The sequence below is a fragment of the Bacillus sp. CH140a_4T genome, assembly GCF_008923725.1.
Taxonomy (GTDB): Bacteria; Bacillota; Bacilli; order Bacillales; family Bacillaceae_G; genus Bacillus_A.
Map to the genome: position 1 here is coordinate 129,080 of NZ_WBPF01000006.1, position 12,065 is coordinate 141,144.

The following is a 12,065-nucleotide window of genomic DNA, read 5'->3' on the forward strand; positions in this document are numbered from 1 at the left end:
CCAGTAGAAATGAAATACATATATACTAGATACGGAATCTATGAAAGAGGTTGATATAATGAAAACATTTCTTTCCGCCTTACAATGGGCGCTATTTATTTTAGCTGGGAGCCTTATTGTACCAATTAGCGTCGCAACTAGTTATGGCCTCGATGGTGCTGAAGCTATTGCATTCGTACAAAGAACATTATTTGTTCTTGGCTTTGCTGGCCTACTGCAAGCTATATTTGGACATAAACTTCCTATTCAAGAAGGTCCTGCAGGCCTTTGGTGGGGCATTTTCTCCCTTTATGCAAGTTTAGGTGTCGTATTATTTGGATCCAGCAATGAAACACTTAAAGTCCTTCAATACGCTTTCCTATTAAGCGGAATCATTTGTATTATTCTTAGTGTTTTTGGACTCATCGATAAACTAGTTCGCTATTTCACACCGACAGTCATTGGAACATATTTATTTCTTCTTGTCGCGCAACTTAGCGGGTCCTTCTTAAAGGGGATGTTCGGCCTTGACGGACAACATACAGAAGTACAAGCTGACGTATTTATTCTTTCACTCATTGTTATTTTACTATCCTTTTTCATCATGAAGCTACCTATTATTGGGCAATATTCCGTTCTTTTCAGTATCGTCTGCGGCTGGATATTATTCGCATGCTTCGGATTATCTAATCCAGTAACGCCTGTGACAGATATAATCCGTTTTCCGTCTCTATTTGTTTTCGGAATGCCTCGTATTGAATGGAACATGGCAATTACGGTAGTTTTCGTTACACTATTACTTCTAACAAATATGTTAGCAAGTATTCGCGTTGTGCAAAGGATTGTCTCTAAGTATGAAAAGAATGCAGCACCAGATCGTTTCAAACAAGCCGGCATTATAACAGGAATAAATCAATTGCTAGGCGGCCTTTTTTCAGCTATTGGACCTGTCGCGATTTCTGGATCAGCAGGATTTATTGCAACGACTAATATTTATAAACGACTCCCATTTATGCTAGGGTCAAGCTTTATTATTTTCGTTAGTATATTCCCAAAGATTACTTCATTCTTCGCGGCGATACCTGTCGCAGTCGGATATGCTGCCATTTACCCTGTATTTGCAAGCATGATTGGTCTTGCCTTTCGCGAATACGAAACAGTACAGAATAAAGAACGATTATTTAAAGTAGCGGGTCTTTCAATCTTTACAGGAGTCGGGGTTATGTTTGTTCCAGCAGGGGCATTTTCTACGCTCCCACCATTTTTAGCATCGTTTTTAAGTAACGGTCTCGTTCTTGGATCTGTAATGGCAATTTTGCTCGAAATACTATTTTCTCGTTCTATAGAAAAACAACCATCGTAAATTGGAAAACTTCCATTATTGCACTCTATCTTTAGAGTTGTTACGATAATGATAAAGTGAAGGCTAATCAGGCGTTAGCGGTATAAATTATCATGGGCAACATGCTCATGGTAATTTATACTAACAATATAGAACTTTTCCTAACTTCACATGAAGAAGTTCGATGTCTTACTATATATTCCCCAATATCTTCATAAAACTTTATTTCTATTTCAACAAAGAGAGGAATTTTCAATATGACTTATAAAATGATTGTTTTAGATTTAGATGATACTTTATTACGTGACGACCATACTATCTCACCTCGTACGAAAGAGGCTCTAATGACTGCACAAGAGCAAGGTGTAAAAGTTGTACTTGCTTCTGGACGTCCAACGTTTGGTATGCGCAATGTAGCGAAAGAACTCCGTTTAGAAGAATACGGCAGTTTCATTCTATCTTTTAATGGCGCAAAAATTATTAACTGTAAAACAAACGAAGAAATCTTTAGTAGTACGCTATCTCCTGAAATCGTTCACAACCTATTTGAAATTAGTAAAACTGAAGATGTATGGATTCATACTTATATTGGCGATGATATCGTAACAGAAGAAAATAATCCTTATACTGAAATTGAGGGCGATATTACTGGTATGCCAATTGTTGTAGTAGATGACTTTAAAACTGCTGTTAAAGAGCCTGTAGTAAAAGTATTAATGAATAAAGAAGCTGAACGACTTATTGTAGTAGAAAAGAAACTACAAAAACAGCTAGAAGGCCAATTAAGCGTTATGCGTTCTAAGCCATTCTTCTTAGAATTTACTGAAGCCGGTGTTACAAAAGGAACGAGCTTAAACCAACTGATTCAAAAACTTGGCATTAAGCGTGAAGAAGTTATCGCAATGGGCGATAGCTATAATGACCAAGCGATGATTGAATTTGCTGGTCTTGGTGTTGCAATGGGCAATGCACCAGATGATATTAAGGAAATTGCCAACTACGTAACAGATACAAATATGAACGATGGCGTTGCAAAAGTTGTAGAGAAATTTGTACTAAAAAACGAAGTACTTGTTTAATATTTTCATTCACAAAACCTATTTGAAGTCAAACACTTCAAATAGGTTTTTATTTAAATTGTCCTGCTTTTGTGACTATATTTTGAACTTTGCACTATTCTCGTAGTGCAAACTTTCTTTTTGTATATAATGAAACAAAATAGACTATTTTATTTTGAAAAAGAATACAAATTTACTATATACAAGCATACGTTAAAGGAGGCTACTTTACATGTTATCTACACCAATCGGACGATTAAGAGCAATTGGCTTAATTGAGGGGATTTCTTTCCTATTACTATTATTTGTAGCAATGCCATTAAAATATTTTGCAGGATTTGCAACAGCCGTTAAAATTACAGGCATGGCTCATGGTGTTTTATTTATTCTATTCATCTTTGCAGTAATTCAAGTAACAATCGTACACCGTAAATCAATTTTATGGGCACTTGGGGCATTCGTTTCATCAGTTATCCCATTCGGTACGTTTGTACTAGATGCAAAATTAAAGAACGAACAACAATAGTAAAAAGGTAGTTAACGACTGTTAACTACCTTTTTTATTTACCCCGCATTAACGGGCAGTAAAACTCCCACCTCAAAATTCGGCTAGGGCAAAGGAGCTAGGTGCGAGTTTAACTACCCATAAAAGCCCGATTGGTGAAGGCTAATCACCAGTGGGGGATGAACAAAACCCCCACTGATTAAAGTTTCACTTTACAAATTTGGAATTTCCCAATCAATTTCTCTTTCGCCCATATTAGCTAATATCGTATTTACCTTAGAGTATGGCTTACTCCCAAAGAAGCCACGTCTTGCCGATAATGGACTCGGGTGTACGGACTCGATAATATGATGATTTGTATTCGTAATTAACTTTTTCTTCGCCTGTGCATGACGTCCCCACAATATGAAAATAACCGGTTTTTCACGTTCATTTAATAGCTCAATTACACGATCTGTGAAATGCTCCCATCCTTTTCCTTTGTGAGAATTTGCTTCACCTTGTCGAACTGTTAATACAGTATTTAATAATAAAACTCCTTGCTCTGCCCAATTTACTAAATAACCGTTATTCGGGATTTCATAACCATATTCATCTCGAAGTTCTTTATACATATTTAGCAATGACGGTGGCGTTTTAATACCAGGTTGTACCGAAAAGCTCAAACCATGTGCTTGATGCGGTCCATGATATGGATCTTGGCCTAAAATAACGACCTTTGTATTTTCATAACTTGTATACGCTAGAGCGCTAAAAATATCTTCTACCTTTGGATAAACAACATGTGTACTGTACTCTTCTTTCAAAAAATCAGCCAGCTTGCGATAATATTCTTTCTCAAATTCTGGTGCCAATAATGGCCCCCAATCATTTTTCAAAACATTTTTCACGCTCTCACTTCCCGTCCAATTAATTCACCATATCCTGCTTTGTAAATACTACAAACGAAATAATCAGGGACACAACTGCCCAAACAGTTAAATTCATTAAAGAAAATCCCATCGATAACCCTTGTAATGCAGGTAATTTTCCTGATAGATAATCTGTTAATGATAAATTCACACTAAAAATATATTTCGCACCTTCCCAAGACGTTGCGAATGAGCTTAAAATGCCACCTGCGATTAACGCGGCTAACATAACGCCCATACCAGCTGGTGTATTTCGAATTAAAACAGAAACCATAAATGATATAGTTCCGACAACGATAGCAACAAACCAAGCTAGTCCATACGCCATTAATACATATTGCCACTGCGGAATAAGATGTACAAAATTCGTATTTAACGTTTCCTTATCGATAACAAAACCTGTTAAAACAGGTAAATTCCATCCCGAGTATCCAAATACAAGCCCTGATAATACGTAAGCAAACAGACCGACAAGAAGCAGTATGAGTGAAATGAAAAATAACATCGTCACGTATTTACTAAGGAGTATTTTCCAGCGCCGAATCGGCCGCGTAAGTAACATCTTCATCGTTCCATCACTTCGTTCTCCTGAAACAATATCAATAGCGACAATCATTACGAGAAGTGGAATAAATAATGTAATTCCTTGCTCAATAAACGCCCTTACAAAAGTTGGTGCGCCCGGTGCCATTGGGTTAATATCATGATCTAAATAATATTGTTGTTGCTCCACTCTTACCTTTAACCAATCGCGCCATTCTTCTGGTAATCTAGAGTTGTTCAAGCGGTTTTGAGAATCAACAATTTGTTGTTGCAGCGAAACTTTCCAATCCGTTGTACCTAGTCTTTTTTGTGTCGTTTCTATTTCACGATACTGCGCGTACACAAAAAGCGGGATCAAGATTGCTAAAATAAGCATAACAACAAAAATACGTTTCTTGCGGTAAATCTTTTCTGATTCATTTAAAACTAGATTCGCAAATTCACGCATGCTGCTCACCCCTTGTGAGTTCAATAAATAAATCTTCTAGCGTAAATACAAGCTCCTTAACGCTATGTACATCTATTTCATTTTCTACAAAGTTTTTATTCCAACTACTTATAGATGCAATATCCATGCGGCATAGTAATCGCTCACCTTCTATACTCACTTCTCTTACTTCCTCAGCATCTTCTAGCATAGCTTTTGCCTTACCAATCGGCGTAACAATCCATTCCACGCGATCACTTGCTGTTTTAATTAACTCTTCAACCTTAGCAACTGTTATCATTTTGCCTTTATGAATAATCGCCACACGATCGCATATCATTTGTACTTCGCTTAGCAAGTGACTTGAAATAAACACACTCATATTTTCTTCTTTCACAAGCTTATGTATAAATTCCCTAAGTTCTCTAATTCCAGCTGGGTCTAAACCATTTGTCGGCTCATCTAATATGAGCAATTTTGGATTTCCAAGAAGCGCCTGTGCGATTCCAAGACGCTGTTTCATACCGAGTGAGTATGTTTTTACTTTATCGTGAATTCTTTCATCCAAATGAACCATTTGAGCAATTTCAATAATACGTTCATCTGATATACTACCTAACATACGGGCAAATTGTTTTAAATTTTCCCATCCCGTTAAATATGTATATAGTTCTGGGTTTTCAACGATACTCCCAATTTGACGCATCGCTTCTCTGAAATTTTCCTTAATAGAATAACCACCAATAGAAATCGTACCTTCTGTTTCTTTAATCAATCCAACTAACATTCGAATAGTAGTTGTTTTTCCAGCGCCATTCGGTCCTAGGAAGCCAAATACTTCTCCTTGTTTTACATCGAAAGAAATATTCTCTACAATTGTCTTCTTTCCAATTACCTTCTTCACGTCTCGTACGGAAAGTATCGTCGTCATTTTACCCCTCCTTGTTCTAGTTTTAATTTACTCGCAACATTTTGAACTAATCGATCCGCCATATATGTATACCCTACTTCATTCGGATGGAAATGATCGGAGTATAATAAATCTTTCCCTCGGTTTTGGAATAAATCAAATGTCGGTGTAATATACACATTTTTATTATTTAACGCTAATTTTTCTAAAGATGCATTCCAATCTACAACAATGTTTGAAGACCCTTTTAAATCTTCTACATCTTCAAAAGGATTATATAAACCTAACCAAAAAATAGGGCTATCTGCATTTATCTTACGAATTTCTTCTATAATTTTCTTCGCTTCATTCTGGAATGTTTCTGTATCAGGACGGTATGTTTCTAAATCTATCTTTCCAAGCGATTCCCAACCTGGAAATAAATCATTCCCTCCAATCGTTAAAACGATTATATCCGCTTGCTTAATTGAATATTGAGCGCCACTACTCTCCATTTGTTTTAATAAATCCGGCATTTTTGCACCACTAACAGCTAAGTTCGTTAAAGCAACCTTTTGCTTATAATCTTTTTGCAAATCTTCTTTCATTCGTCCAATGTAGCCAATTCCTTCTTTATCACCAACACCGCGTGTTAATGAATCACCTAAACTAACGATTTGTAACGTTCCCGTTTTCTTTTTCTCTTTTGCCACTACATCGGTCTTTTTAATTAAATTTGAAGCTTTCGGATTTAAAACATCATTTACACCTGAAACAAAGCCATATGCAAATAAACAGAAAGATGCAATTGTAATGAGTAGAATTATTTTTACTACTTTTGATCTCATATTAAAACCCCTTTTAGCCCTCATAGATTGTCCATAATTATACCAAACGCCATTTTGAAAAGCGATTTTCACACCTTATCTATTATGTTGTTTCTCTATGTACTAATTCTGGCAATAACTCTACGTGCTTTACATCTATTTTCTCATCACTAATCTTTTCATATAATAATTCAAATGCCTTCACGCCAACATTTTTACTACAATACGAAATCGTCGTAATGCCTAAAATATCTGCGACATCTTGATCATCACAACCGATAATCGTAATATCTTCTGGAATACGAATTCCTTGTTTTTTTGCTTCCGTTACCATTCCCGCTGCAATATGGTTGCAAGATACAAGAAACGCAGTTGGTTTCACTGACATACAGGCCCATTCCCTGATTACATTACGCCCATCTTCCACCGTAAAACAGCCCTTAAACTTCCAGGCCTCTATCGGTGTTACAGCAATCTGTTGAAGCGAATCCTCATATGCTTGTTTTCTTCTCTGACTATTAATACTATCACTTCTTCCAATGCAATACCCAATACTTGTATGACCGGCATCTATTAAGCACTTCATCCCGCGTGAAAACACTTTATAGTAATCAATATGCACACTCGAAATGAAATTCGAGTCTATTTCTTCACACATAACAATTGGACCAAATTTCGTATATTCTTCAAGCTTTTCCTTACTATTTGCCCGGGAACATATAATAACCCCATCAAGCTTTTTCATTTTTAACATATTCAAAATTTCTAATTCTCTTTCTTCACTATAATTCGTCTGACAAAGCATCATATTATAATTATTTTTTGCTGTTTCCTTTGATATTCCCTCGATAATAGCACTATAATATTGATCATTTACGTGCGGTAATAACACGCCAATGACATTCGTTTTTCCTTTCACTAAATGAATTGCATTTACATTTTGCGTATAATTTAATTCTTCGATAATTGCTAAAATTTCTTTTCGTTTCTGTTCATTCACATATGGATGATTATTCAGTACACGTGAAACAGTTGAAACAGATACCCCAGCAAGTTCAGCAATCTTTCTTATATTTGTCATCTCATTTTCCCCTTCTCTGCAAAAATTCTCCCTTGACCTGGTAAGCTTTCCACAATATATCCTTTCCTAGCAAATACATTTTGAAAGGATATACAACTATGCTTCGATTCAAATTAGAATATATATTTTTCATTGGCGGTCTACTCACTCTCGCCATCGGTATTAATATGATGACGACAATTACTTCCTTTGGACTTAGCCCTTATGATTCCTTCTTTATTGCACTATATCAAAATTTCGGGATAAGTATCGGTTTTTGGATTTTCATGATTAACTTTGCTTTTACTCTTATCGTACTCTTTTGGAATAAAAAACAAATTACGATCGGTACAATTGTAACGATGGTTCTTATTTCTCTTTTTGTTGATTGGATCGGTTCCATTCCAACTATTATGGACGCTATCCGCTCTCTTCCAAAATATATAACACTTATTTGCGGAAATCTATTCGTTGGAGCTGGGATTGGTCTTTACGTCTCTACAAACCTTTGCGCAGCACCTCAAGAAGCTTTCGTTTTAACCGTTGCCGAGAAAAAGAAATGGACATTTAGAAGAACAGAAATTTCGTTAGCGTTTTTATTTTTAACATTAAGCTTCCTATTAGATGGACCTATCTATTTTGGAACAATCATTTTATCCTTTACAACAGGCTGGATTATCCAAGCATTCATTCAAGTTGGCACGAAGATTTTAAATAGAAAAGAGCCAATTAAGCAAGCTGCTTAATTGGCTCTTTCTGCTTTATGATAAGAGATACTACTTAGCATCCCCTTCAATTCGATAGTTTGCTTTCAAACAATCTATTTCTTCATACGATTGCAATGTATGTAGAATGTACTCGTAATCAGCAAGAGACGCACGATGCGTTACAATTACAATTTCAGCCTTCCCTTTCTCTTCAAGCGGCATTTGAATAATCTTTTCAAAGCTAACACCACGCTCAGAGAATAACGAAGTAATTTTTGCAAATACACCAATTTCATCTTTTACATGAAGTCTTAAAAATTTCTTCACAACAATTTCGTCTGGCTCTTTTAATACCTTTTTATACTGCGGGGATACCGCACTATTTCCGTTTACACCTAATCGAATATTTTGCATGACAGCTACTAAATCTGAAACAACAGCTGTTGCTGTCGGTAAACTTCCTGCACCTGGCCCATAAAACATCGTTTCTCCAACTGCTTCCCCATACACATATACAGCGTTATATTCGTTTTGTACGGCCGCAAGAGGATGTGTATTCGGAAGTAGTGTCGGTTCAACCGTAACCTCTAATTTTTCACCATCTCGCTTCGCAAGACCGATTAATTTAATCGTGTATCCTAAACTCTTACTGTATTCAATATCTTCTTCTGTAATAGAAGTAATTCCTTTTACCTTCACATCTCCAAGCTCTACATTTGTAGAGAAACCAAGAGTAGCCAAAATCGTCATTTTTCTTGCTGCATCTAAACCTTCTACATCTGATGTTGGATCTGCTTCTGCAAATCCAAGTTGTTGGGCTTCTTTTAACACGTCGTTATATGCTCTCCCTTCATCTGACATTTTCGTCAAAATAAAATTTGTCGTTCCATTTACAATTCCCATTACTTTCGTAATAAGGTCTGAAGAAAGTCCTTCTACGATACTTCGTAAAATCGGAATCCCTCCGGCTACACTTGCTTCATAAAACAGATCGGCTTTATTATCTTTTGCTACCGCTAACAGTTCCGCCCCATGTAACGCCATTAAATCTTTATTGGCAGTCACAACATGCTTCCCGCTTTGTAAAGCTTGCAAAATATATGCTTTTGCATCATCAATGCCACCCATTACTTCGATGACAACATCAATATTTGGATTATCTAAAATTTCATTTGCATTTTGTGTTAATAGAGTAGAAGGTACCTCTACCTCTCTCTCTTTTTCAATATTTTGTACGAGTACTTTCGTTACTTTTACAGGACAACCTACTTGGTGTATAAGTCGCTCTTGATGATCTGTAATGATACGAACTACACCGCTACCAACTGTCCCAAGACCTAATAAACCAACTTGAATTTCTTTCATAATACTGTCCACCCCTCAAAAATTGTGTTTAGATGAAATTATATGAGTAAAAAATCTGAAAAACAATGTTTTTTGAACATTCGGAAAAATATAAGGTAATCACTACAAAGAAAACGTTGCCACGTGTTACACAATCTTCTTTTATAATACATAAGGGGTTTCTTGATACACGTAATAATTCAGCCAATTAGAGAATAATAGATTCCCATGGCTCCTCCACCTTACAAGCGGTTTCTCATTTGGATTATTATGCTTAAAGTAATTTTTCGGCACATCAATATTTAACCCTTTGTCACGATCTCGTTCGTATTCTTGCTTTAACGTATCACAACTATATTCACTATGCCCGAGCGCAAACACTTGTCTTCCTTCTTGCCCAATAACAAGGTGCACACCGGCTTCCTCAGAGTTTGCTAATAATGTTAACTCTGTCACCTCTCTAATATCAATCTCTCGTACTTCTGTATGACGAGAATGCGGGGCGAAAAACAATTCATCAAATCCTTGTAACAATTTCACATGTTGCTCACGGACTTCATGTTCAAATACACCGAACATTTTTTCCTTAAGAGGATACTTTGGAACGCCATAATGATGATACAAACCAGCCTGTGCCCCCCAGCAAATATGAAGCGTAGATGTTACATTCGTTTTTGAATAATCCATAATACGTTTAAGCTCTTCCCAATAATCTACCTCTTCAAAAGAAAGAGTTTCAACTGGTGCTCCTGTAATAATAAGTCCATCAAATTTCTCATTCTCAATATCACGGAATGTTTTATAGAAGCTCGTTAAATGTTCCTGTGCTACATTACGAGACAAATGTGATTCCATATGAAGTAAATGAACATCTAATTGCAACGGGGTGTTGCCAATTAAACGAAGTAACTGCGCTTCTGTTTCTTGCTTCGTAGGCATTAAATTTAATATAGCAATTTTCAATGCACGGATATCTTGTGTTTCTGCTCGCTCCTTCGTCATTACAAAAATATTTTCCTCCTGCAACACTTTGCGAGCTGGTAAATCTTTATCAATTATGATCGGCATGTTCTTTGCCTCCGACTAGCGCTGCTTCTAAATCTGCAATAATATCAGAAACATCTTCTATACCAACCGATAAACGAATTAAATCCGATGTAACGCCAGCTAAACGTTGATCTTCAGCACTCAATTGTCTATGCGTTGTACTAGCAGGATGTATAACGCAAGTTCGTGCATCAGCTACATGCGTTACGAGGGTTGCTAGTTTTACATTTGCGATAAATTCTTTCGCTGCTTCTAATCCTCCCTTAATGCCGAATGTTAAAACTCCACTAGCACCTTTTTTCAAATACTTTTGTGCTAACGAATAATTTTCATTACTATCTAATCCCGGATAATTCACCCATTCAATACGTTCATGGTTAGCAAGCCACTTAGCAACTGCGAGAGCATTTTCACTATGACGCTCCATTCGTAAATGCAGTGTTTCTAATCCGATATTGCTAATATATGCATTGAATGGGCTCATACAGTTTCCGTAGTCTCTTAATAATTGAACACGTGCCTTCACAATATAAGCTGCTGCACCAAAATTTTGAACGTAACTTACGCCGTGATAACTTGGATCCGGTTCAACAAGTTCAGGATATTTCCCATTTGTCCAATCGAAGTTCCCTCCGTCAATGACAATACCGCCCAAAGAGCTTGCATGACCATCAATATATTTCGTCGTAGAATGAACGATAATATTTGCTCCGTGTTCAAATGCTTGGCATAAATAAGGAGTTGCTAATGTATTATCCACGACAAAAGGTACTTCTAGCTCTTTCGCTGCATCTGAAAACTCTTTGAAATTTAAAACGTTCATCGCCGGATTTCCTAGCGATTCTGCATAAACGAGTTTCGTCTTATCATTAGCAAGGGCCACAATTTCATCAGCAGTTAAATTCGGATTAAAGAACGTAACATCGATACCAAGCTTACGCAAACTCACTCCAAATAAATTAAACGTCCCACCGTAAACTGTGGAAGAACAAAGCAAGTGGTCTCCGCTACTACAAATATTTAAAACGGCAAGCATAATAGCAGCCTGCCCAGAAGCCGTTGCAACAGCTCCTACACCACCTTCTAAATCCGCTAACTTTTGCTCAAATGCAGCTAAAGTAGGATTTCCAATACGCGTATATATATATCCTTCTGCCTCTAAATTAAATAGCGCTGCTAAATCATCCGAAGTATCGTATTTATACGTTGTACTTTGATAAAGTGGCAAAACACGCGGTTCACCATTCTTTGGTGTATAACCACCTTGCACACAAATTGTTCCTTTTCCCCATGATTCTCCCATCTCTCATTCTCCTTTCTTTTATACAAAATAAAGTGAAACTTTAATCAGTGGGGGTTTTCTTCATCCCCCACTGATTATTAGTTGAACCAATCGGACTTTTATGGGCAGTTGATCCCCCACCTA

12 protein-coding genes are annotated in these 12,065 nt (G+C 36.7%); 4 read left to right on the forward strand and 8 right to left on the reverse strand.

What is annotated here, in order from left to right:
• Window positions 1–58: 58 nt before the first annotated feature.
• The 3 genes from F8162_RS07085 (at window position 59) to F8162_RS07095 (ending at window position 2,905) form a co-directional block, all read left to right on the forward strand.
• Window positions 59–1,342 carry a purine/pyrimidine permease gene (locus F8162_RS07085; protein ID WP_151630139.1) on the forward strand — a complete coding sequence of 428 codons (1,284 nt, stop codon included), beginning with the start codon at window positions 59–61 and terminating at the stop codon, window positions 1,340–1,342.
• A gap of 236 nt (window positions 1,343–1,578) precedes the next feature.
• Entirely contained in the window at window positions 1,579–2,400 is an 822-nt protein-coding gene (locus F8162_RS07090) for a Cof-type HAD-IIB family hydrolase (protein WP_151630138.1), read from the forward strand.
• A gap of 211 nt (window positions 2,401–2,611) precedes the next feature.
• Window positions 2,612–2,905, forward strand: a complete 294-nt coding sequence (locus tag F8162_RS07095; RefSeq protein ID WP_000953390.1) for a DUF3817 domain-containing protein — start codon at window positions 2,612–2,614, stop codon at window positions 2,903–2,905.
• Window positions 2,906–3,096: 191 nt separating this feature from the next.
• Here F8162_RS07095 and F8162_RS07105 read toward each other — a convergent pair whose 3' ends face one another.
• Genes F8162_RS07105 through F8162_RS07125 form a run of 5 tightly spaced genes read right to left on the reverse strand, consistent with a single transcriptional unit; the run spans window position 3,097 to window position 7,562 of the window.
• Entirely contained in the window at window positions 3,097–3,774 is a 678-nt protein-coding gene (locus tag F8162_RS07105; RefSeq protein WP_151630137.1) for a uracil-DNA glycosylase, read from the reverse strand.
• A 19-nt stretch (window positions 3,775–3,793) separates the two neighbouring features.
• Complete coding sequence (locus F8162_RS07110) at window positions 3,794–4,786, reverse strand: ABC transporter permease subunit (RefSeq protein ID WP_151630136.1); 993 nt, start codon at window positions 4,784–4,786, stop codon at window positions 3,794–3,796.
• Window positions 4,779–5,696, reverse strand: a complete 918-nt coding sequence (locus F8162_RS07115; protein ID WP_151630135.1) for an ABC transporter ATP-binding protein — start codon at window positions 5,694–5,696, stop codon at window positions 4,779–4,781. The genes F8162_RS07110 and F8162_RS07115 overlap by 8 nt, the downstream gene beginning before the upstream one ends.
• Window positions 5,693–6,574: an SGNH/GDSL hydrolase family protein gene (locus F8162_RS07120; RefSeq protein WP_151630134.1), complete on the reverse strand. Its 882-nt coding sequence runs from the start codon at window positions 6,572–6,574 to the stop codon at window positions 5,693–5,695. Before F8162_RS07120 ends, F8162_RS07115 begins: the two co-directional genes overlap by 4 nt.
• A gap of 10 nt (window positions 6,575–6,584) precedes the next feature.
• Window positions 6,585–7,562 (reverse strand): LacI family DNA-binding transcriptional regulator, encoded by a 978-nt coding sequence (locus F8162_RS07125; RefSeq protein ID WP_151630133.1) that lies wholly within the window; start codon window positions 7,560–7,562, stop codon window positions 6,585–6,587.
• 98 nt (window positions 7,563–7,660) lie between these two features.
• Here F8162_RS07125 and F8162_RS07130 point away from each other — a divergent pair, with 98 nt between their 5' ends.
• Window positions 7,661–8,287: a YczE/YyaS/YitT family protein gene (locus F8162_RS07130; protein ID WP_151630132.1), complete on the forward strand. Its 627-nt coding sequence runs from the start codon at window positions 7,661–7,663 to the stop codon at window positions 8,285–8,287.
• Between the two features lie 30 nt (window positions 8,288–8,317).
• Here F8162_RS07130 and F8162_RS07135 read toward each other — a convergent pair whose 3' ends face one another.
• The 3 genes from F8162_RS07135 to F8162_RS07145 all read right to left on the reverse strand — a co-directional run bounded on the left by F8162_RS07135 (window position 8,318) and on the right by F8162_RS07145 (window position 11,942).
• Window positions 8,318–9,613: a homoserine dehydrogenase gene (locus F8162_RS07135; RefSeq protein WP_151630131.1), complete on the reverse strand. Its 1,296-nt coding sequence runs from the start codon at window positions 9,611–9,613 to the stop codon at window positions 8,318–8,320.
• 141 nt (window positions 9,614–9,754) lie between these two features.
• Entirely contained in the window at window positions 9,755–10,660 is a 906-nt protein-coding gene (gene metA / locus F8162_RS07140; protein ID WP_151630130.1) for a homoserine O-acetyltransferase MetA, read from the reverse strand.
• The gene (locus F8162_RS07145) at window positions 10,644–11,942 is read right to left on the reverse strand and encodes a bifunctional O-acetylhomoserine aminocarboxypropyltransferase/cysteine synthase (protein ID WP_151630129.1); all 1,299 of its coding nucleotides are present in this window, start codon (window positions 11,940–11,942) and stop codon (window positions 10,644–10,646) included. Before F8162_RS07145 ends, metA begins: the two co-directional genes overlap by 17 nt.
• Between the last annotated feature and the right edge of the window lie 123 nt (window positions 11,943–12,065).

Coding starts and splice junctions, on each gene's coding strand:
- metA (WP_151630130.1), bottom strand. CDS start 10,660: ATGCCGATCATAATTGATAAAGATTTACCAGCTCGCAAAGTGTTGCAG.
- F8162_RS07085 (WP_151630139.1), top strand. CDS start 59: ATGAAAACATTTCTTTCCGCCTTACAATGGGCGCTATTTATTTTAGCT.
- F8162_RS07095 (WP_000953390.1), top strand. CDS start 2,612: ATGTTATCTACACCAATCGGACGATTAAGAGCAATTGGCTTAATTGAG.
- F8162_RS07135 (WP_151630131.1), bottom strand. CDS start 9,613: ATGAAAGAAATTCAAGTTGGTTTATTAGGTCTTGGGACAGTTGGTAGC.
- F8162_RS07145 (WP_151630129.1), bottom strand. CDS start 11,942: ATGGGAGAATCATGGGGAAAAGGAACAATTTGTGTGCAAGGTGGTTAT.
- F8162_RS07090 (WP_151630138.1), top strand. CDS start 1,579: ATGACTTATAAAATGATTGTTTTAGATTTAGATGATACTTTATTACGT.
- F8162_RS07130 (WP_151630132.1), top strand. CDS start 7,661: ATGCTTCGATTCAAATTAGAATATATATTTTTCATTGGCGGTCTACTC.
- F8162_RS07125 (WP_151630133.1), bottom strand. CDS start 7,562: ATGACAAATATAAGAAAGATTGCTGAACTTGCTGGGGTATCTGTTTCA.
- F8162_RS07115 (WP_151630135.1), bottom strand. CDS start 5,696: ATGACGACGATACTTTCCGTACGAGACGTGAAGAAGGTAATTGGAAAG.
- F8162_RS07110 (WP_151630136.1), bottom strand. CDS start 4,786: ATGCGTGAATTTGCGAATCTAGTTTTAAATGAATCAGAAAAGATTTAC.